This window comes from Pseudomonas sp. ITEM 17296 (assembly GCF_028895205.1).
GTDB lineage: Bacteria > Pseudomonadota > Gammaproteobacteria > Pseudomonadales > Pseudomonadaceae > Aquipseudomonas > Aquipseudomonas kermanshahensis.
This window is the reverse complement of record NZ_WJRS01000004.1, coordinates 195,928-215,935: the sequence shown is the minus strand read 5'-3', so window position 1 is coordinate 215,935 and position 20,008 is coordinate 195,928. Positions and strand designations below refer to the sequence as shown.

The window sequence follows — 20,008 nt, the reverse complement described above, 5'->3', positions numbered from 1 at the left end:
ACGCTATCAATTCGTTTCAAAGGGCCGCCCGGCTTGCAGGCGGCACGCTTGTAATCAGGATCAGTGGTCCAGCGCCTTGTACTTCTCGCGCAGGTGGTTACGGATCCACACCGCCGAGAGGTTGAGGGTGGCGATCACCAGCACCAGCAGCAGCGCGGTGGCGTACACCAGCGGGCGCGCGGCCTCGACGTTAGGGCTCTGGAAGCCGACGTCATAGATGTGGAAGCCCAGGTGCATGATCTTCTGGTCCAGGTGCAGGTACGGGTAGTTGCCATCCAGTGGCAACGACGGCGCCAGCTTCACCACACCCACCAGCATCAGTGGCGCCACTTCACCCGCGGCGCGGGCCACGGCGAGGATCATGCCGGTCATCATGGCCGGGCTGGCCATCGGCAGGACGATTTTCCACAGGGTCTCGGCCTTGGTCGCGCCCAGGGCCAGCGAGCCCTCGCGCACGGTGCGTGGAATCCGCGCCAGGCCTTCTTCGGTGGCCACGATCACCACCGGTACCGCCAGCAGCGCCAAGGTCAGCGAGGCCCACAGCAGGCCCGGGGTACCCAGGGTGGGTGCCGGCAGCGACTCGGGGAAGAACAGCCGGTCGATCGAGCCACCCAGTACATAGACGAAGAAGCCCAGGCCGAACACGCCGTAGACGATCGCCGGTACACCCGCCAGGTTGTTCACCGCGATGCGGATCAGGCGCGTCACCGGGCCCTGCTTGGCGTATTCGCGCAGGTAGACTGCAGCCAGCACGCCGAACGGGGTCACGATCACGGCCATGATCAGGGTCATCATCACGGTACCGAAGATGGCCGGGAAGATGCCGCCCTCGGTGTTGGCTTCACGCGGGTCGTCGCTGAGGAACTCCCAGACCTTGGCGAAGTAAGTGCCCATCTTGGTCAGACCGGACATGCCGTTCGGCTGGATGGCGTGCACCACCTTGCTCAGGTTGATCTCCACTTCGCGGCCGTTGGCATCACGTGCCACCAGGCTGTCACGGGAGAAGGCCTGGTGCAGGCCGCTGAGGCGGTCTTCGATGGCCTTGTAGCGGCTGTTCAGCTCGGCACGCTCGGCGTCCATGTCGGCCTGGGCAGCGGCATCGAGCTTGCCCTCCAGCTCCAGCTTGCGGCTATGCAAACGCAGGCGTTCGAGGCCATGGTTGATGGCGCCGATGTCTTTTTTCTCGAGTTGCTGCAATTCGCCATTGAGCTGGTTGGCGCGCTTGAGGCGGGCCTGCAGTTCGTTCCAGGCAGCAGGGCCTTCGGCGACCACGCGGCCTTCTTCCTTGACGCTGACCAGGTAGCCGTAGAAGTTGCCCCACTCGCGGCGTTCCAACGCCATCAGGTCGACCGGGCGTTGCTCATCGACCAGCCAGTCGCCCACCACCCAAGTGAAGTCGCTGCCGTTGAGGTCGCGGTTACCGACCTTGATCAGCTCACGGGTCATGAACTCCGGGCCCTGCTCAGGTACCGGCAAGCCGGCACCCTTCAGGCGTGCACGGGGCACTTCTTCTTTTTGCACCACTTCGCCGACGACGATGTGATCAGCCTGGCCAGGCACCTTGTAGGTGGCCTGGACCAGGTCGGCCGGCCAGAAGTGGCCCAGGCCTCGCACGGCGATGACCGACAGCAGGCCGATGGTCATGATCACCGCCATGGCAACCGCGCCACCGCTGATCCAGACGCCTGGGGCGCCGCTCTTGAACCAGCCTTTGAGGGAATCCTTTTTCACGGATCTCTACCTTTCTATCAAAGCGACGAGTATTTCTTGCGCAGACGCTGGCGAATCAGCTCGGCCAAGGTGTTCATGATGAAGGTGAACATCAGCAGCACGAGGGCCGCCAGGAACAGCACGCGATAGTGGCTGCCACCGACTTCCGACTCCGGCATTTCTACCGCCACGTTGGCGGCCAGGGTGCGCATGCCTTCGAACAGGTTCATCTCCATCACCGGGGTGTTGCCGGTGGCCATGAGCACGATCATGGTCTCGCCCACCGCACGGCCCATGCCGATCATCAGCGCCGAGAAGATACCCGGGCTGGCGGTGAGGATGACCACGCGGGTCAGGGTCTGCCACGGCGTCGCACCCAGGGCCAGGGAGCCCAGGGTCAGGCTGCGCGGCACGCTGAACACGGCGTCTTCGGCAATCGAGTAGATGTTCGGGATGACCGCGAAGCCCATGGCGATGCCGACTACCAGGGCGTTGCGCTGGTCGTAGGTGATGCCCAGGTCGTTGGTGATCCACAGGCGCATGTCGCCGCCGAAGAACCAGGTCTCCAGGTAAGGGCTCATGGTCAGGGCGAACCAGCCGGTGAACAGAATCACGGGGATCAGGATCGCCGCTTCCCAACCATCCGGCACGCGCAGGCGGATCGACTCCGGCAGGCGGCTCCAGACGAAACCGGCCAGCAGGATGCCGAACGGCATCAGTACGAACAGGCTGAACACACCCGGCAAGTGGCCTTCGAGGTACGGCGCGAGGAACAGGCCGGCGAAGAAGCCGAGGATCACCGTCGGCATCGCTTCCATCAGCTCGATCACCGGCTTGACCTTGCGGCGCATGCCAGGGGCCATGAAGTAGGCGGTGTAGATGGCGGCGGCAATGGCCAGCGGGGCGGCCAGGATCATCGCGTAGAACGCAGCCTTCAGGGTACCGAAGGTCAGCGGCGACAGGCTCAGCTTGGGCTCGAAGTCGGTGTTCGACGCAGTCGACTGCCAGACGTACTTGGGCTCGTCATAGTTCTCGTACCAGACCTTGCCCCACAGCGCGCTGAAGGAGACTTCCGGGTGCGGGTTCTTCAGGCTCAGCGGCAGCAGCTTGCCGCCTTCCTCGATGATGATGCGGTTGGCACGCGGCGACAGGGCCAGGATGCCAGCGCCTTCTGCAGCCGGCTCGACCAGCAGGGTGCGGTGCGCGGTGCTGTGGAACACACCAAGCTTGCCTTCGGCGTCCAGGGCGATGAAGCCCTTGCGGCGCTCTTCGGCATCGATCTGGACGATCGGTGCAGTGCCCATCTGGAAGCTGCGGATCAACTTGAAGCGTGACTCGCCATCGGGATCGCGGGCCATGAACCACTGGTTCAAGCCACCTTTGGAGTCACCGAAGATCAGCGAGATACCGCCCACCAACTGGCCACTGGCCGTGATCTCGGCATTGCCATCTTCCAGCAGCTTGTAGCGGCCGTTGAGGCTCTTGTCACGCAGGCTGAAGACGTCGGCGGTGGCACGGCCGTTGACCACGTACAGCCATTGCTGGCGCGGGTCGACGTAGATGGCCTTGACCGGTTCGGTCATCTGCGGCAGGTCGATACGGTTCTGCTCGCTGGTGACCTCGCCGGTCATCATGTTCTCTTCGCGGGTCAGCTGGGTGACCTGCAGGTGCGAACCGGTGGAACCTGCCAGCAGCAGGGTTTCGCCGTTGACGTTGACGCTCACGTGCTCCAGAGGGCGGCCCTGGTCGTCAAGCACGAACGCGTCCTTGCCGTAGGGGTAGTCGATGCCTGGGGTGATGGTCTTCTTGTTGTCCGGGTAGGTGATCTTGTAGGTGTGGTGGAACACCAACGCCTGACCATTGGACAGACCCAGCACAACCAGCGGGCTACCCGGCTGATCGGTGCTGATAGAGCTCACCTGGGTACCGGCCGGCACCGGCAGGTCGACGCGCTGCAGCTCGGCACCGGTCTTGGTGTCGAAGAACAGTGCCTGCCCCTTGTCGGAAACCCGCATGCCCACCAGGTTTTGCTCTTCAAGCGCGATCATCAGCGGCTTGCCGGCATCCTGTTGCAGCCAGGTCGGCTCCAGGGCCTTCTTGCTGGTCAGCTCGGCGCCCTGGAACAGCGGCAGCACCACGTAGGCCAGGTAGAAGAAAATCAGGGTAATAGCCGCCAATACGGCAAGCCCGCCCACCAGTACATACCAGCGGGTCAGGCGGTCCTTGAGCGCACGCATGCGGCGCTTGCGTTGCAACTCGGGCGTATTGAAGTCAATCCGCACGGGTTGGGAATTTTGGGTCATGGTGGAGTTGGCCAGATCATTCATGCGCACACCCTAGCGGTCCCGTATGACAAAAACATGACAATGCAGTGACGCAAGAAAGCCCGACGCTCAGGGGTTCTGGCTTCGGACTGAGAATTCGTGGAAGCGGCCGGGCTTAGGCGCCGGCCGCTTCCTCAGTTACTTACTTCTTTGCGACGTTACCAGCGTGGGACAGGCCCAGGTCAGCCAGGGTCTTGTCGACCACTTTGGCCGGCAGCGGGATGTAGCCATCCTTCACCACGACCTGCTGGCCAGCTTGCGACAGCACCAGCTTGATGAACTCGGCGTCCAGCGGGGCCAGAGGCTTGTTCGGGGCCTTGTTGACGTAGACGTACAGGAAGCGGGACAGCGGGTACTTGCCGTTCAGGGCGTTTTCTTCGTTGTCTTCGATGAACTCGCCGCCTTCTTTCTTGGCCAGGGCTACGGTCTTGACGCTAGCGGTCTTGTAGCCGATGCCCGAGTAGCCAATGCCGTTCAGCGAGGAGCTGATCGACTGCACGACCGAAGCCGAGCCAGGCTGTTCGTTGACGTTAGGCTTGAAGTCGCCTTTGCACAGGGCTTCTTCCTTGAAGTAGCCGTAGGTGCCCGATACCGAGTTACGGCCGAACAGCTGCACTGGCTTGTTGGCGAGGTCGCCGGTCACGCCCAGGTCGCCCCAGGTTTTGACATCGGCCTTGGCGCCACACAGGCGAGTGGACGAGAAGATCGCATCGACCTGAGCCATGGTCAGGCCCTTGATCGGGTTGTCCTTGTGAACGAATACAGCCAGGGCGTCAACGGCGACCGGGATGGCGGTCGGCTTGTAGCCGTACTTCTGCTCGAAGGCCTGCAGCTCGACGTCCTTCATCTTGCGGCTCATCGGGCCCAGGTTGGCGGTGCCTTCGGTCAGCGCGGGTGGCGCGGTGGAGGAGCCGGCGGCCTGGATCTGAATGTTTACGTTCGGATATTCCTTCTTGTAGGCCTCGGCCCACAGGGTCATCAGGTTGGCGAGGGTGTCCGAACCGACGCTGGAGAGGTTGCCCGAAACACCGGTGGTCTTGGTGTAGGTCGGGATTGCTGGGTCGACAGCGGCTACCGCATTGGCGGTTGCAACGCCAGCGGCGGCGAAGGTAAGGGCCGCCATCAAACGCTTCAGTTTCATGCCTTGCTCCTAGCAGGAATATTGGGGGTGTTGGATGGATCGGGCCCAAGTATCTGCAGGCCGCATGAATACGATATGACTTCAATGTGACAATTGGATGAAAGGCCATCACCGGGTGCCGGGGATGGCCTTTTCAAGATGTTGCAAGGAGGCTTTTAAACGGAGGGCTAGCCGCCTGATCGCTTGCCGCCGGCAGGAAAGAGGCCGCGAATGACGCCGAGGAAGGCGGCAAACAAGTTAATCGACGTAGCGGTTGTTACAGCAATCAGCAGATTGTCGGAGAACGGCGACTTTCCGGTGTAGTAAGTCGCCCAGCCGTTCCAGACTAAAAGCGCACACCAAAACGAAACACCGGCGACCGCAAACCAGAACGCGCGGCCTGCATACTTTTTGCGCAGTTGGCGCTCAGCCTTCTGGTCCTTGAGGTTTTCTACCTTTTCGCGGTCAGCGTCCTTTTCAGCCGCGTCATTGACTGGCTGAACATCTTCTACCGGACCTTCGCCGGAAACCTCAAGGTTCAAATCACCCAGATCGAGATCATTCTTTGCCACTGAAACGGCTCTCAGGGTGAATTTTGTGAGCCATCTCGCCCCAGGTGATCGGCGAGCCGTCTGCATCACCTTCTGCCCAGGCGGTCCCCGCCTCATGCGTCAGATTGGAGAGTTCGGTGCCCGTCAACTTGCCGTACTTGCTGATGATTTTATCGATCAGGTTGTGGGTGGCCTGATCAGACTTTGGAACGGTTGGCGTGATGAGGATCGCATCACCATCGCTATCAAAATTTATATTCTTGATCAGCGATGTCACCTCTTGGGCGCCATAGGATTTGAGCTCATGGTAAAGCGACGGGATGACCGGGCCAAACTTCCAACGGGCAAAATTATCATCGATTAGAGGAGATCTCTCCCCGTTCAGACGCAGATGCCATGACTGCGTGTAGAAGAGAAGCTTCTGAAGCTTCATCGGCGTGAGATTTCGGATTTCACCTTTTCGCGCACGCTCAATGAAGGCGTTTGCCACAGCTAATGCTGAATAGGCCATGGGCACCTCCATGAAGGATCAAGTAGCCAAGGCCTTACTGTACATGAATACAGGGCCAACAGCAGCTTAAGGGAGCCGAATGAACATGTAGGCAAAATCGCCTGACAGGAAGGGAATGTTGCCCTATCTCTTCACCAGTAGGGCAACACACCGGCGCTATCGGGCGTGGTCAGCGCTTATTGGCGAACAGATAAACGCCTACGGCCAGCCCGACAGCACACAGCCCCGCCACGTAATAGGCCGGCGCCATTGGGCTGACCTTCAACAGCGCGGTCACCACCATCGGCGTCAGCCCGCCGAAGATGGCGTAGGCGACGTTGTAAGAGAACGACAAGCCGCTGAAACGCACCACCGGTGGGAAGGCCTTGACCATCACATAGGGCACGGCGCCGACGATACCGACGCACAGGCCGGTCAGCGCATACAGCGGGAACAGCAGGTCGGGGCGGGTCGGCAGGCTGTGGTAGAAGGTCCAGGAGCTGGCCAGCAACAGCAGGCTGCCGACGATGAACACACGCCCAGCGCCGATGCGGTCGGCCAGGCTACCGGCACCGATGCAGCCGAGGCTGAGCAGCACAATGGCCAGGCTGTTGGCCTTGAGCGAGTCGGTTGGGCTGATTTGGTAGAAGCTCTGCAGCAGCGCCGGGGTCATCAGGATCACCACCACGATGCCAGCCGACAGCAACCAGGTCAGCAGCATCGACAAGATGATCGCGCCACGGTGATCACGCAGCACGGCACGCAGCGGCAGCTCTTCGGCCAGGGCCTTGCGCTGCTGCATCTCGGCGAACACTGGGGTTTCGTGCAGCCAGCGGCGCAGGTACACCGAGAACAGGCCGAACACACCCCCCAGCAAGAACGGTATACGCCAGGCGTAATCGGCAACTTCACCTGGGGTGTAAATGCTGTTGATCAGGGTCGCGACCAGCGAGCCGAGCAAAATGCCCGAGGTCAGCCCGGCGGTCAGCGTGCCGCAGGCGTAGCCGGTATTGCGCGCTGGTACGTGCTCAGAGACGAACACCCAGGCGCCCGGCACCTCGCCACCAATCGCCGCGCCCTGAATCACGCGCATCAGCAGCAGCAAAACCGGTGCCCACAGGCCAATCTGCGCGTAGGTCGGCAGCAGGCCCATGATCAGGGTGGGCAGCGCCATCATGAAGATGCTCAGGGTGAACATCTTCTTGCGCCCGAGCAGGTCACCGAAGTGCGCCATGACGATGCCGCCCAGTGGCCGCGCCAGGTAGCCGGCGGCGAAGATGCCGAAAGTCTGCATCAAGCGCAGCCATTCCGGCATGTCGGCAGGGAAGAACAGCTTGCCGACCACCGTGGCGAAGAACACGAAGATGATGAAGTCGTAGAACTCCAGTGCACCGCCCAGGGCGGACAGTGAAAGGGTCTTGTAGTCGCTGCGGGTCAGCGGCCGTGAAGGCTGCTCGATACTGCTCGGCACGGAGGTCATCGATCTTTCTCTTGTAGGTCATGCAGGCCGCTTGGCGCGCGACTTCTGGATTGGTAGACGAGCGAAGATAGCAAATTGCCGAGGCGCGCCGAAAGCGATACAAAAACCATACAGATATTCATGAATGCGCGGTCGTCGCTGGCCGTTATGCTCTATATACTGGCCGCTCGTAGGAAAAGGTTGCTCCTAGCGTGGGATGTTGTGCGAAAACGCCGGTCTGCATGTCAGGCGGTTTCGCAGAGTTTCCCTACGGCCGCCCAGTGAAACGAAATCGGCGTAGTATGTTTCCAGCTGAATCGTTTACCCGGCCTTTGCGCCACACCAACGAAAGCGTCACGGGTCAGAGGCCCCATCGCATGATTGAGCTCGAACAAGAAGATCCAATCCCGCAAGGCGACCTGGCCTTGCAAATCACCGCACTCCCTCGTGAGACCAACGGCTTTGGTGACATCTTTGGCGGCTGGCTGGTCGCTCAGATGGATTTGGCCGGCACTGCCATGGCCAGCCGTGTCGCGGGTGGCCGTGTGGCCACGGTGGCCATCGATCGCATGGCCTTCCTGGTCCCGGTCGCCGTGGGCGCCCAGCTGTCGTTCTATACCCAGACCCTGGAAATCGGCCGCAGCTCGATCCAGATGATGGTCGAAGTGTGGAGCGACGACCCGCTGTCCAGCGAATGGCGCAAGGTGACCGAAGCGGTATTCGTCTTCGTCGCCATCGACGGCAGTGGCCGCACCCGCTCTGTGCCTCGTCGCTGAGCCACGCCGGCGGTAAACTCATTGCACGTGCCCGGGTCCAAGGCCCACAGGGCAATCAATGAGACGAGTGCAATGGCTACTTTCAAGGTCGACACCGAGCAACACGGCGAACTCAATTGCTGGCGCATCACCAGCGAGCATGCCGAACTACTGATCGCCCAGCAGGGCGCGCAGATCCTCAGCTACCAGCGTGTGGGCGAACCGCCGCTGCTGTGGCTGAGCGACCAGGCCATTTTCCGCCAGGGCAAATCCGTGCGCGCCGGGGTACCGGTGTGCTGGCCGTGGTTTGGCAACCTGCAGCGCAACCCCGCGTCTGTACAAAATATGTACAAGGGCGAACAAGCCCCCGCGCATGGGCTGGTGCGGGGTCGCGACTGGCAGTTGAACAGGGCCGAGCAGGTCGGCGACACGATTCAGATCGAATTCGAGCTGCCTGCGGCTCAAGGTGACTTGCCCGGCTGGCCGCATGAGGTCGAGCTGAAGCTGCTGATCGAGCTGGGCGAACAGCTGAACGTGACGCTGACCAGCTATAACCTCGGCAGCGACAGTGTGACCATCAGCCAGGCCCTGCACAGCTACTTTGCCGTCAGCGACGTGCGCCAGGCGCGGGTCGAGGGTGTGGACGGGTTGAGCTACATCGAGACCTTGGCCGACTGGGAGCAGCGCCAGCAGCAAGGTGCGCTGGCATTTGCCGGGGAGACTGACCGGATCTACCTGGCTACCCCGCAAACCCTGAGCATTGTCGACCCGCACTGGGCGCGGCGGATTACCCTGACCAACAGTGGCTCGCGCTCGGCGGTGATCTGGAACCCGTGGACCGAGCGGGCGCGGGAGCTGCCGGACATGGCGGATGATGGCTGGCAGCGGATGCTGTGCATCGAGACGGCGAATGTGTGGGATGACGTGGTGGAATTGAAGCCTGGCGCGAGCCATTCGCTGGGCGTGCAGATTGGTTGTGAAATGATCTGAGTTTCGCAGTGGTTTTGCGGGCCTCTTCGCGGGTAAACCCGCTCCCACAGGTACTTCACCCATTTCGAATGCGGTGCAGTACCTGTGGGAGCGGGTTTACCCGCGAAGAGGCCGGTGCAGGCAATCAGAGGTCAGCGTCCTCCACCACCCTCACCTTCTGCGCATCCAGCGCATAGGCCGCATCCGCCAGGTCGTTGCTGACCTTCTCCACCTTCAACGCCCCGCTAACCCACAGCGGCGTGTAGATGTCGTCGATTTTCAGCCCCTTCGGGTAGCGCACCAGCACCAACTGGTTCGGTGGCGGTGGCGGCACGTGGATGCAGGCGCCCGGGTACGGCACCAGGAAAAACAGCGTGCTGTTGCCCTTGGCATCGCTCTCCAGCGGCACCGGGTAACCGCCCAGGCGAATCTGCTTGCCGTTCATGGCGGCCACGGTCTTGGTCGAATACATCACCGCCGGCAATCCTTTGCTCTGCTTGAGGCCGCCCTTGTCGGTGAAGGTGCCCATGGCCTCCGGCGAGTTGTGGTCGATTTCGGGCATCTGCTCAAGGGCCTTCTGGTCCGACTTGGGCATCAGCTCCAGCCAGTCGGTTTCGGGCAGCTCGGCACGGGCCAGGGTGCTGGCCAGAAGCAAGGGGATGAGAAATAAGGCACGCATGAAAATGCTCGGCAACTCGGATGAATTGCCGAGCATTCTAAACGGTATTCAGCGTTTCTTGATTAATCCGTAGATCACCAGAAGGACGACGGCACCGACCAGCGCGCCGAAGAACCCTGCGGCCTGCCCCGCCTGATAAATGCCCAGTGCCTGGCCGCCGTAGGTGGCGAGCAAGGAGCCGGCAATACCCAGCAGGATGGTCATGATCCAGCCCATGCTGTCGTCGCCCGGCTTGATGAAGCGGGCCAGCAGGCCAACGATGAGGCCGATGAAGATGGTTCCAATGATGCCCATGGCAATCCCTCTGCAGTGAAGATGGAACAAGCCAAAGCCTAGACGGGCTTTGGCTTGTTGCCATGTTCAGAGGGCAAGCCGCTTGCAGAAGTTCGATTTACAGCCCGATCAGTTGCTGATCAGCGCCTCTACTTCGGCAATCTTGCGCTCGAGGGTGGCCATGTCCTGGCAACGCAGGGTGGCATGGCCAACCTTGCGCCCGACCTTGAAGGCCTTGCCATAGTGGTGCAGGTGGCAGTCTTCGATGGCAACCACTTTGTCCACCGCGGGTACTTCGCCGATGAAGTTGAGCATGGCGCTTTCACCGACCTTGGCGGTCGAGCCCAGCGGCAGGCCGGCAACGGCGCGCAGGTGGTTCTCGAACTGGCTGCACTCGGCGCCTTCGATGGTCCAGTGCCCGGAGTTGTGCACACGCGGGGCGATTTCGTTGGCCTTCAGGCCGCCGTCGACTTCGAAGAACTCGAACGCCATCACGCCGACATAGTCCAGCTGCTTCAGCACACGGCCGACGTAGTCTTCGGCCAGGCCTTGCAGCGGGTGCGCTTCGCTGGCCACCGACAGGCGCAGGATGCCGCTCTCGTGGGTGTTGTGCACCAGCGGATAGAAGCGGGTTTCGCCATCGCGGGCACGGACGGCCACCAGCGAGACTTCGCCGGTGAACGGCACGAAGCCTTCCAGCAGGCACGGCACGCTGCCCAGCTCGGCGAAGGTGTCGACCACGTCTTCAGCACTGCGCAGGACCTTCTGGCCCTTGCCGTCGTAGCCCAAGGTGCGGGTCTTGAGCACGGCTGGCAGGCCGATGCTGGCGACCGCGGCATCCAGGTCTGCCTGGGAGAGAATGTCGGCGAAGGCCGGGGTCGGAATACCCAGGTCGCGGAACATGCTCTTCTCGAACAGGCGGTCGCGGGCAATACGCAGCGCTTCGGCGCTTGGGTAGACCGGGACGAACTGCGAGAGGAAGGCCACGGTTTCGGCCGGGACGCTTTCGAACTCGAAGGTCACCAGGTCGACTTCGTCGGCCAGCTGGCGCAGAGGGTCCTGGTCACCGTAGTCGGCGCGCAGGTGCTCGCCCAGAGGGGCGGCGCAGGCATCTGCAGCCGGGTCGAGGAACGCGAAGTTCATGCCCAGCGGAGTACCCGCCAGGGCCAGCATGCGGCCGAGCTGGCCACCACCGATTACACCGATCTTCATGGGGTCAGCCTCAAGCCTGGCGCGGGTCTGGATTGTCCAGCACGGTGTCGGTCTGTTCCGTGCGGAACTGCTTGAGCGCCGCGTGGTACTGCGGGTACTTGGCGCCCAGGATGCTCGCCGACAGCAATGCAGCGTTGATCGCGCCCGCGCGGCCGATGGCCAGGGTCGCGACCGGAACGCCCGCCGGCATCTGCACGATCGACAGCAGCGAATCGACACCCGACAGCATCGACGACTGCACCGGCACGCCCAGCACCGGCAGGTGGGTCTTGGCGGCGCACATGCCTGGCAGGTGGGCTGCGCCACCGGCACCGGCGATGATCACCTCGATGCCACGGCCTTCGGCCTCTTCGGCATACTGGAACAGCAGATCCGGGGTGCGGTGGGCGGAAACCACCTTCACTTCGTAGGGAATGCCGAGTTTTTCCAGCATATCGGCGGTGTGGCTAAGGGTGGACCAATCGGACTTGGAGCCCATGATCACGCCAACCAGTGCACTCATCGTCGAGCCTCTTCGCTTGTGCGCCCTTGGGCGCGTCAAAAAACAACAAGCCACGCGGGACGACCGGCGTGGCTTGTTTGCTGATCAGGACCGGAGCTATCCGGTCTAAAGGCCGCGCAGTATACCGTAACCCTGGGCGATGCTGGCACCCCCGGCGACCAACTGTCGGCCTTATTTTTCGGGGCTTTGGCTGACTTTTGGGTCAACCGCCGCCGCCCCTTCCAGCTTGCGCCACAACAAGCGCACGTTGGCCTTGCGCACCAGGGCGCAGCGGTACAGGCGGATTTCCAGGGGCACGTGCCATTGGCTGCCACCGCAGATGGCCAGCTCACCCCGCTCCAACTCGCCGCGCATCGACAGGCGTGGCACCCAGGCAATGCCCATGCCCTCCAGCGCCATGCTCTTGAGGCTGTCGGCCATGGCGGTTTCATAAACAGTGGTGTAGCGCAGGTTGCGCTGGCGTAGCAACAGGTTCACCGAACGGCCGAGAAAGGCACCGGCGGTGTAGGCCAAAAGTGGCACGCTGCCCTCGCCTTCCAGGTCGAACAAAGGCTGGCCGTCGGCATCCACGGCACACACCGGCAACATTTCGGTGGTGCCCATGTGCAGCGACGGGAAGATCTCGGCATCCATCTGCAGCGCGGCATCGGGGTCATAGAAGGCCAGCATCAGGTCGCAACCGCCTTCGCGCAGGGCATGCACCGCATCACCCACGTTGGTCGCCACCAGACGGGTGGCGATGTTCAACCCGTCGTTGCGCAACTGGGCCACCCAACGTGGGAAAAACCCCGACGCCAGGGAGTGCGCCGCCGCCACTTGGATAACCTCGCCCTGGCCACCTTCGAGGTGGTGCAAGTGGCGCAGAATTTCGCTCAACTGGTCGACAACGGTGCGCGCCGTGACCAGAAACAGCTGCCCGGCCTCGGTCAGTTCAATCGGCGTGCGGGAACGATTCACCAGCTGCAGGCCCAAGGCTGCTTCGAGGCTGCGAATACGTCGACTGAAGGCCGGTTGAGTGACGAAACGCCGCTCTGCCGCTTGCGAAAAACTGCGCGTGGCAGCCAGGGCGCTGAAGTCTTCCAGCCATTTGCTTTCCAGGTTCACGAAGCACATCTCCCGGCATGCACCAAAATGGAACACGCTCGAATGTCAATTGGCGTCACATGAAACACTATGCCGTTTGTGCATAGGTTAGCGTGCAACAGCATTGGCCGCAAAATCCTCTTCGGGCCTAGGATTAGCGCCATTCCGGCATGTGCCGGGTCAAATTCGAGATGATATACATCATGTCTGCCGCTGCATCGTTCCGCGTCGAAAAAGATCTGCTGGGTACCCTTGAAGTTCCTGCTGATGCCTACTACGGCATCCAGACCCTGCGCGCTGCCAACAACTTCCACCTCTCCGGTGTTCCGCTGTCGCACTACCCGAAACTGGTAGTGGGCCTGGCGATGGTCAAGCAGGCTGCTGCTGACGCCAACCGAGAGCTGGGGCACTTGAGCGATGCCAAGCACGCCGCCATCAGCGCCGCCTGCGGCCGGCTGATCAAAGGCGACTACCACGAGCAGTTCGTGGTGGACATGATTCAAGGCGGTGCTGGTACTTCTACCAACATGAACGCCAACGAAGTCATCGCCAACATCGCGCTGGAGGCCATGGGCCACCAGAAGGGTGAGTACCAGTACCTGCACCCGAACAACGACGTGAACATGGCGCAGTCGACCAACGACGCCTACCCGACTGCGATCCGTCTGGGTCTGCTGCTGGGTCATGACGCCCTGCTCGCCAGCCTCGACAGCCTGATCCAGGCCTTCGCCGCCAAAGGTAAAGAGTTCGACCACGTACTGAAGATGGGCCGTACCCAGCTGCAGGACGCCGTGCCGATGACCCTGGGCCAGGAATTCCGCGCCTTCGCCACCACCATGACCGAAGACCTCAACCGTCTGCGTTCGCTGGCGCCGGAGCTGCTGACCGAAATCAACCTGGGTGGTACTGCCATCGGTACCGGCATCAACGCCGACCCGGGCTACCAGATGCTCGCCGTACAGCGCCTGGCAACCATCAGCGGCCAGCCGCTGGTCCCGGCTGCCGACCTGATCGAAGCCACCTCCGACATGGGCGCCTTCGTGCTGTTCTCCGGCATGCTCAAGCGTACCGCGGTCAAGCTGTCGAAGATCTGCAACGACCTGCGCCTGCTGTCCAGCGGCCCGCGTACCGGCATCAACGAGATCAACCTGCCAGCGCGTCAGCCAGGCAGCTCGATCATGCCAGGCAAGGTCAACCCGGTTATCCCGGAAGCCGTCAACCAAGTGGCCTTCGCCATCATGGGCAACGACCTGGCCCTGACCGTCGCCGCCGAAGGTGGCCAGCTGCAGCTGAACGTGATGGAGCCGCTGATCGCCTACAAGATCTTCGACTCGATCCGCCTGCTCCAGCGCGCCATGGACATGCTGCGCGAGCACTGCATCGTCGGCATCACTGCCAACGAACAGCGCTGCCGTGAACTGGTCGAGCACTCGATCGGCCTGGTCACCGCCCTGAACCCTTACATCGGCTACGAAAACGCCACCCGTATCGCCCGTGTTGCCCTGGAAACAGGCCGCGGTGTGCTGGAACTGGTGCGCGAAGAGAAGCTGCTGGACGAAGAGATGCTCAACGACATCCTGCGCCCAGAAAACATGATTGCACCGCGTCTGGTTCCGCTGAAGGCGTAACCGACCGCTTCAACTGTCTCACCAGGTCGAGGGACTAGACACCTCTCAACCTTTCAAAGGCCCGAGCGCATGCATCGGGCCTTTTTTTTTGCCTGCATGGTCTGGCGCGGTTGCGCTGCCCCAGGTTTGCGGCACACAACTTGCTCCATAATGCATCCCAACCAACGGGATACCGAGCATGCTGCACAGCCACCTGACCACCCTCAACGCGGTTTCGCTGATCCTCAACGTCTTTCAGGCTGAGGGTTGCGAGGCTTCGGCCTTGCTCGCCGGCAGCGGCATCGGCCCGGCGGACCTGGGGCATGCAGACGCGCGCATCACCACCCAGCAAGAGCTGCAGGTGTGTGCCAATGCCGTCGCCCGGCGCGAAGACATCGGCCTGGAGCTGGGCCAGCGCATGCACGTGTCGTGCTATGGCATGCTCGGTTACGCCCTGCTCTCCAGTGCCACTTTGGGTGACGCCTTGCGCCTGGCGCTGCGCTTTCCGGCACTGCTGGGAACAGTCTTCCAGCTGCGCCTGATCGACGACGGCCAGCGTGTCTGGCTCAGCGCCAGCGATTACCGCGACAGCCCGGCGCTGACCGCTTTCAATGCAGAGTTCTGCCTGGTCTCGCTGAAAGTGATCTGCGACGACTTGCTGGGCCGGCCCCTGCCACTGCTCGGCAGCCGCTTCGAGCATGCCCGGCCGGGCTACCACAGCCTTTATACCCGTGCCTTCCAATGCCCGATCGGCTTCGCAGCCGAGGACAACGCGTTTGCCTTCGAGCGGCGCTGGCTGGATACGCCGCTACCGTTGGCCGACCCCATTACCCACAAAGCCATGAGCGAGCGCTGCCGACGCCTGAACCTCGAGTTCACAGGGCGTCAGGCCTGGCTGGGCAAGATACGCCAGCTGCTGGCCCAACAACTGGACGCAGCGCCCGGGCTTGAGGGTTTGGCGCGGCAGATGAACTGCTCATCGCGGACCTTGCGTCGGCACCTGCAGGCGCTGGGCAGCAGTTATCAACAGCTGCTCGATGAGCTGCGTTTCGAGCGGGCCAAGCAGTTGTTGGCCGATGAACAGATGCCGATCTACCGGATTGCCGAAACCTTGGGGTTCAGCGAAACGGCCAGCTTCCGCCATGCGTTCCAGCGCTGGAGTGGCGTGGCGCCCAGCCACTTTCGCGGTTGACCTGGGCGGGCCTCTTCGCGGGCAAGCCCGCTCCCACAGGTACTGTAAAGCATCAAGGGTTCCCCCAATCCTGTGGGAGCGGGCTTGCCCGCGAAAAGGCCGGCACATTAACCCGGCCAGCGACCTTGGCCACATCGATCCCCTTTTGGCCGTTTGCGTCGTTCTCCGCTACCGGGCTGCCCCTGAAAATGGGCCCACGCCAGTCCAACCGGAGAACAACAATGCTGACGATCTATTCCGATGACCACCGCCTGCACCACGGCCGCTGCGAGCTGATCGACGGCAAGCTGATGCCCTGCTTCGAAATGCCTTCGCGCGCCGACCATGTGCTCGATCAAGTGAACAAGCGCCAGCTGGGCGACGTGCAGGGGCCGGACGACTTCGGCCGCGCGCCGCTACTGCGCGTCCACAGCGCCGACTACCTGGACTTTTTCGAAGGCGCTTGGGCGCGCTGGGCCGCGTTGGGCCACGAAGGCGACCTGCTGCCTTTCACCTGGCCAGCCCGCACCCTGCGCCAGGTTAAACCCACCGGCCTGCATGGCGAGCTTGGCTACTACAGCTTCGACGCCGGCGCGCCGATTACCGCCGGTACCTGGCAAGCCGCCTACAGTGCCGCCCAGGTCGCGCTCACGGCCCAGGCCGCCATCCAGCAAGGCGCCCATGCGGCGTTCGCCCTGTGCCGCCCACCGGGGCACCATGCCGCCGGCGAAGTCATGGGCGGTTACTGCTACCTGAACAACGCTGCCATCGCTGCCCAGGCCTTCCTGGACCAAGGCCGTGCCAAAGTCGCCATCCTCGACGTCGACTATCACCACGGCAATGGCACCCAAGACATCTTCTACAGCCGCAGCGATGTGTTCTTCGCCTCGATCCACGGCGACCCGCAGGACGAATTCCCGTTCTTCCTCGGCTATGCCGACGAAACGGGCGAAGGCGCAGGTGAAGGCTGCAACATCAACTACCCGTTGCCGGCCGGCAGTGACTGGGCCGCCTGGAGCGCAGCGCTGGAAGACGCGTGCCAGCGCATCGCTGCCTACGACGCCGATGTGCTGGTGATCTCGCTCGGGGTGGACACCTTCAAGGACGACCCAATCTCCCAGTTCAAGCTGGACAGCCCTGACTACCTGGAAATGGGCAAACGCATCGCCCAGCTCGGCAAGCCGACCCTGTTCGTGATGGAAGGCGGCTACGCTGTGGAAGAAATCGGCATCAACGCGGTCAATGTGCTGGAAGGTTTCCAGCGCGCCCAGCCAGGAGCCCGATAATGGCCCGACTCAAGCGTCTGCTCGCCCCAATCATCGCTGCCACCCTGTTCACCGGCGCCCTGCAGGCCCAGGCCGAACAGCGCACCCTGCGGGTCTACAACTGGTTCGATTACATCACCCCGCAGACCTTGGTCGACTTCCAGAAAGACAGCGGCGTAAAGCTGATCTACGACATTTTCGACACCAACGAGGCACTGGAAGCCAAGCTGCTGACCGGCAACTCCGGGTATGACGTGGTGGTGCCGTCCAACGTGTTCCTTGCCAAGCAGATCGAGGCTGGCGTGTTCCAGCCACTGGACCGCAGCAAGCTGCCGAACTGGCAACACCTGGACCCGGCACTGATGAAGCTGATCGAGGCCAACGACCCCGGCAACAAGTTTGCCGTGCCCTACATGTACGGCACCGTGCTGATCGGCTTCAACCCGGCCAAGGTCAAGGCTGCGCTGGGTGAGAACGCGCCTGTGGACAGCTGGGACCTGATCTTCAAGGAAGAGAACATCGCCAAGCTCAAGCAGTGCGGCGTTGCCTTGCTCGATTCGCCCTCGGAGATCTTGCCACTGGCCTTGCAATACCTGGGCTTGCCGCCCAACAGCGACAAGCCGGCCGACTACAAGAAGGCCGAAGAGCTGCTGCTGAAGATTCGCCCGCACGTCACGTACTTCCATTCCTCCAAGTACATGGCCGACATCGCCAACGGCGACATCTGCGTGGCGGTGGGCTACAGCGGCAGCTTCTCGCAGGCCGCCAACCGGGCCCGCGATGCGAAGAATGGCGTGGTGGTCGACATGCGCCTGCCCAAGGAAGGTGCGCCGATCTGGTTCGATATGCTGGCCATTCCGAAAAATGCCGCCAACGCCGAAGACGCCCACACCTTCATCAACTACCTGCTGCGCCCGGAGGTGATTGCGCCGATCAGTGATTTTGTCGGCTATCCGAACCCGAACAAGGACGCCACCGAGAAGGTGAACCCGGCGATTCGCAATAACCCCAACCTTTACCCGACGGCGGAAGCGATGGCCAAGCTGTACACCCTCAAGCCGTTGCCACGCGACGCCGAGCGCGCGCGCACCAGGGCCTGGACGCGCATCAAGTCCGGCACCTAGATGGTATGTAGGCCACAGCCCACATCGCTGTAGGAGCAGCCTTGCGCTGCGAAGAGGCCAGTAAACCCAGCAGCATCTTCGCTGCCTTTACCGGCCTCTTCGCAGCACAAGGCTGCTCCTACCGGGGTATGGCTTGGCGCAAAGGGTGTCGATTGGGCCGCACAGCGGCCCCGTTCACTTTCGCCAGGCACTGCGCAATCGCATCAGTGCATTGGCGATGTCGCCTTCCGGCACAGCCGCAAACCCCAGCACCAACCCTGCCCGCTTATCCACAGGCACCTCGCTGTCATCCAACCAGTAACTACTCAGCGGATTCACCTCAACGCCAACCCCTTCAGCCTTGGCGACCAACGCTTGTTCCCGCGCAAAGTTATCCACATCCACCTTTACGTGCAGCCCCGCCGCCACTTCCGGCATGGCGCCCAAGCCTGGAACATCCACAGGCCAACCCGCCTTGAGCACGTTGCGCCGGCTCAGCGCCGCCCGGCGCATACGCCGGATGTGCCGCTGGAAATGCCCTTGGGCCATGAACTCGGCCATCACGCACTGGCTACTGACCTCCGAATGCCGCATGGCCAACGCCCGCCCCTGGCTGAAGGCCTGCACCAGGCGCCCAGGCAGCACCAGGTAGCCCAGGCGTAGCGCGGGGAAGGCAATCTTGCCGAACGTGCCGATGTACAGCACCCGCCCCTGCCGGTCCAATGCCGCCAGCGGTGCCAATGGCGCACCGCTGTAGCGGTACTCGCCGTCGTAATCGTCTTCGATGATCCAGCCATCGCTGCGCTCGGCCCAGGCCAGCAATGCCAGGCGCCGTGCCAGGCTCATGGTCACCCCGGTCGGGTACTGGTGGGCTGGCGTCACATAGGCCAGGCGGCAGTCCGCCAGCTGCATCAGCCGCTGGCAATCCATACCCTCGTCATCCACTGGCACGCCCATCACCCTGCCACCCGCCACGGCGAAAGTATGCCCGGCGGCCCGGTAGCCCGGGTTTTCCACAGCCACCCCCTCGCCAGGCTGCAACAGCAACTGTGCACAAAGGCTGATGGCCTGCTGTGCACCACTGGTGATCACAATTTGTTCAGCCGTGCACGATAAGCCGCGCGAACGACGCAGATAGGTAGCAATCAGCTCACGCAGCTGCAGCTCGCCTGCCGGTTCACCGTAGCCCAGCTGCGCAGGGTCCGGGTTACGCCAGAAACCCGCTTGCAGCTTGGCCCAGACGTCAAACGGGAACAGATCGAAGGCCGGAATCCCCACCCGGAATGCGCGCGGCGCGCCACTTCTGGGAGGCGGCAAATGGTTACTTTTCAGACGCTCCAAAGGCTCGCTGGTGCGCTCACAGCTGGATAAATCCTCAGTCTTTTCTGAGGAAAATGTGGATAAACCTGTTGATAACCCTAGGGATAACCCTGTGGATAGTTGTGTGGATAGTTTATCGAGCTGGGTGACATAGGTGCCGTCCCCCACCCGGCTCTCGATATACCCTTCGGCATACAACTGGTCGTAGGCACGCACCACACTGTTGCGCGACAGCGCGAGGATTGCTGCCAAGTCACGGCTGGCCGGTAACCGCGTACCGCTGCTCAAGCGCCCATCCAGCACCCGTGCACGCAAGGCCTGGTAAAGCTGCTGGCTGAGCCCTCGCTGGCGGTCCAGCACGATGCCAGCGGGGTCGAAGGGCAAGATGAGGGGACGCTTGTTCACCGTATTGGAC

18 protein-coding genes are annotated in these 20,008 nt (G+C 62.4%); 6 read left to right on the top strand and 12 right to left on the bottom strand.

All coding sequences use genetic code 11. The features are described from left to right. Positions 1-60: 60 nt before the first annotated feature. The 6 genes from pstA to GIB19_RS06975 form a co-directional block, all read right to left on the bottom strand. Positions 61-1,731, bottom strand: a complete 1,671-nt coding sequence (gene pstA, locus GIB19_RS07000) for a phosphate ABC transporter permease PstA (RefSeq protein WP_027592127.1) — start codon at positions 1,729-1,731, stop codon at positions 61-63. A 17-nt stretch (positions 1,732-1,748) separates the two neighbouring features. Next, the gene (locus GIB19_RS06995; protein WP_274884824.1) at positions 1,749-4,037 is read right to left on the bottom strand and encodes an ABC transporter permease subunit; all 2,289 of its coding nucleotides are present in this window, start codon (positions 4,035-4,037) and stop codon (positions 1,749-1,751) included. 139 nt (positions 4,038-4,176) lie between these two features. Continuing rightward, on the bottom strand, positions 4,177-5,175 hold the full coding sequence (locus tag GIB19_RS06990) for a phosphate ABC transporter substrate-binding protein PstS (RefSeq protein ID WP_027592125.1): 999 nt from the start codon (positions 5,173-5,175) through the stop codon (positions 4,177-4,179). A 167-nt stretch (positions 5,176-5,342) separates the two neighbouring features. Beyond that, positions 5,343-5,726: a hypothetical protein gene (locus GIB19_RS06985; protein ID WP_225874404.1), complete on the bottom strand. Its 384-nt coding sequence runs from the start codon at positions 5,724-5,726 to the stop codon at positions 5,343-5,345. Continuing rightward, a complete protein-coding gene (locus tag GIB19_RS06980; protein ID WP_274884823.1) occupies positions 5,713-6,216 on the bottom strand; it encodes a Panacea domain-containing protein in 504 nt (167 codons plus the stop codon). The genes GIB19_RS06985 and GIB19_RS06980 overlap by 14 nt, the downstream gene beginning before the upstream one ends. Positions 6,217-6,385: 169 nt before the next feature. Beyond that, entirely contained in the window at positions 6,386-7,675 is a 1,290-nt protein-coding gene (locus GIB19_RS06975; RefSeq protein WP_027592124.1) for an MFS transporter, read from the bottom strand. Between the two features lie 356 nt (positions 7,676-8,031). Between GIB19_RS06975 and GIB19_RS06970 the strand changes: the two genes are divergently transcribed. Together GIB19_RS06970 and GIB19_RS06965 are read left to right on the top strand one after the other, a co-directional pair. Continuing rightward, a complete protein-coding gene (locus GIB19_RS06970) occupies positions 8,032-8,430 on the top strand; it encodes an acyl-CoA thioesterase (protein WP_003253317.1) in 399 nt (132 codons plus the stop codon). A 72-nt stretch (positions 8,431-8,502) separates the two neighbouring features. After that, positions 8,503-9,399 (top strand): D-hexose-6-phosphate mutarotase, encoded by an 897-nt coding sequence (locus GIB19_RS06965; RefSeq protein ID WP_274884822.1) that lies wholly within the window; start codon positions 8,503-8,505, stop codon positions 9,397-9,399. A 124-nt stretch (positions 9,400-9,523) separates the two neighbouring features. On the opposite strand, the gene GIB19_RS06960 is transcribed toward GIB19_RS06965, so the two are convergent. The 5 genes from GIB19_RS06960 to GIB19_RS06940 form a co-directional block, all read right to left on the bottom strand. Continuing rightward, positions 9,524-10,057, bottom strand: a complete 534-nt coding sequence (locus GIB19_RS06960) for a DUF3299 domain-containing protein (RefSeq protein WP_420832917.1) — start codon at positions 10,055-10,057, stop codon at positions 9,524-9,526. A 48-nt stretch (positions 10,058-10,105) separates the two neighbouring features. Continuing rightward, positions 10,106-10,351, bottom strand: coding sequence for a GlsB/YeaQ/YmgE family stress response membrane protein (locus GIB19_RS06955; RefSeq protein WP_027592121.1), 246 nt, complete (start codon positions 10,349-10,351; stop codon positions 10,106-10,108). Positions 10,352-10,459: 108 nt separating this feature from the next. Next, the gene (locus GIB19_RS06950; protein ID WP_238210087.1) at positions 10,460-11,542 is read right to left on the bottom strand and encodes a 5-(carboxyamino)imidazole ribonucleotide synthase; all 1,083 of its coding nucleotides are present in this window, start codon (positions 11,540-11,542) and stop codon (positions 10,460-10,462) included. 10 nt (positions 11,543-11,552) lie between these two features. After that, the gene (gene purE, locus GIB19_RS06945) at positions 11,553-12,044 is read right to left on the bottom strand and encodes a 5-(carboxyamino)imidazole ribonucleotide mutase (protein ID WP_016489856.1); all 492 of its coding nucleotides are present in this window, start codon (positions 12,042-12,044) and stop codon (positions 11,553-11,555) included. Positions 12,045-12,215: 171 nt separating this feature from the next. Further along, positions 12,216-13,148, bottom strand: a complete 933-nt coding sequence (locus GIB19_RS06940) for a LysR substrate-binding domain-containing protein (RefSeq protein WP_172960396.1) — start codon at positions 13,146-13,148, stop codon at positions 12,216-12,218. 182 nt (positions 13,149-13,330) lie between these two features. Between GIB19_RS06940 and aspA the strand changes: the two genes are divergently transcribed. The 4 genes from aspA (at position 13,331) to GIB19_RS06920 (ending at position 18,294) form a co-directional block, all read left to right on the top strand. Then, positions 13,331-14,755 (top strand): aspartate ammonia-lyase, encoded by a 1,425-nt coding sequence (gene aspA, locus GIB19_RS06935; protein ID WP_027592118.1) that lies wholly within the window; start codon positions 13,331-13,333, stop codon positions 14,753-14,755. 178 nt (positions 14,756-14,933) lie between these two features. Then, positions 14,934-15,926 carry an AraC family transcriptional regulator gene (locus GIB19_RS06930; RefSeq protein ID WP_099430818.1) on the top strand — a complete coding sequence of 331 codons (993 nt, stop codon included), beginning with the start codon at positions 14,934-14,936 and terminating at the stop codon, positions 15,924-15,926. A 221-nt stretch (positions 15,927-16,147) separates the two neighbouring features. Next, positions 16,148-17,191 (top strand): histone deacetylase family protein, encoded by a 1,044-nt coding sequence (locus GIB19_RS06925; RefSeq protein WP_099430819.1) that lies wholly within the window; start codon positions 16,148-16,150, stop codon positions 17,189-17,191. Beyond that, positions 17,191-18,294 carry an extracellular solute-binding protein gene (locus GIB19_RS06920; RefSeq protein ID WP_099430820.1) on the top strand — a complete coding sequence of 368 codons (1,104 nt, stop codon included), beginning with the start codon at positions 17,191-17,193 and terminating at the stop codon, positions 18,292-18,294. The genes GIB19_RS06925 and GIB19_RS06920 overlap by 1 nt, the downstream gene beginning before the upstream one ends. A gap of 174 nt (positions 18,295-18,468) precedes the next feature. Here GIB19_RS06920 and pdxR read toward each other — a convergent pair whose 3' ends face one another. Further along, positions 18,469-19,998 carry a MocR-like pyridoxine biosynthesis transcription factor PdxR gene (pdxR, locus tag GIB19_RS06915; RefSeq protein WP_099430821.1) on the bottom strand — a complete coding sequence of 510 codons (1,530 nt, stop codon included), beginning with the start codon at positions 19,996-19,998 and terminating at the stop codon, positions 18,469-18,471. Positions 19,999-20,008 lie beyond the last annotated feature (10 nt).

Coding starts and splice junctions, on each gene's coding strand:
- GIB19_RS06995 (WP_274884824.1), bottom strand. CDS start 4,037: ATGAATGATCTGGCCAACTCCACCATGACCCAAAATTCCCAACCCGTG.
- GIB19_RS06990 (WP_027592125.1), bottom strand. CDS start 5,175: ATGAAACTGAAGCGTTTGATGGCGGCCCTTACCTTCGCCGCCGCTGGC.
- GIB19_RS06980 (WP_274884823.1), bottom strand. CDS start 6,216: ATGGCCTATTCAGCATTAGCTGTGGCAAACGCCTTCATTGAGCGTGCG.
- GIB19_RS06975 (WP_027592124.1), bottom strand. CDS start 7,675: ATGACCTCCGTGCCGAGCAGTATCGAGCAGCCTTCACGGCCGCTGACC.
- GIB19_RS06970 (WP_003253317.1), top strand. CDS start 8,032: ATGATTGAGCTCGAACAAGAAGATCCAATCCCGCAAGGCGACCTGGCC.
- GIB19_RS06965 (WP_274884822.1), top strand. CDS start 8,503: ATGGCTACTTTCAAGGTCGACACCGAGCAACACGGCGAACTCAATTGC.
- GIB19_RS06960 (WP_420832917.1), bottom strand. CDS start 10,057: ATGCGTGCCTTATTTCTCATCCCCTTGCTTCTGGCCAGCACCCTGGCC.
- GIB19_RS06955 (WP_027592121.1), bottom strand. CDS start 10,351: ATGGGCATCATTGGAACCATCTTCATCGGCCTCATCGTTGGCCTGCTG.
- GIB19_RS06950 (WP_238210087.1), bottom strand. CDS start 11,542: ATGAAGATCGGTGTAATCGGTGGTGGCCAGCTCGGCCGCATGCTGGCC.
- purE (WP_016489856.1), bottom strand. CDS start 12,044: ATGAGTGCACTGGTTGGCGTGATCATGGGCTCCAAGTCCGATTGGTCC.
- aspA (WP_027592118.1), top strand. CDS start 13,331: ATGTCTGCCGCTGCATCGTTCCGCGTCGAAAAAGATCTGCTGGGTACC.
- GIB19_RS06930 (WP_099430818.1), top strand. CDS start 14,934: ATGCTGCACAGCCACCTGACCACCCTCAACGCGGTTTCGCTGATCCTC.
- GIB19_RS06925 (WP_099430819.1), top strand. CDS start 16,148: ATGCTGACGATCTATTCCGATGACCACCGCCTGCACCACGGCCGCTGC.
- GIB19_RS06920 (WP_099430820.1), top strand. CDS start 17,191: ATGGCCCGACTCAAGCGTCTGCTCGCCCCAATCATCGCTGCCACCCTG.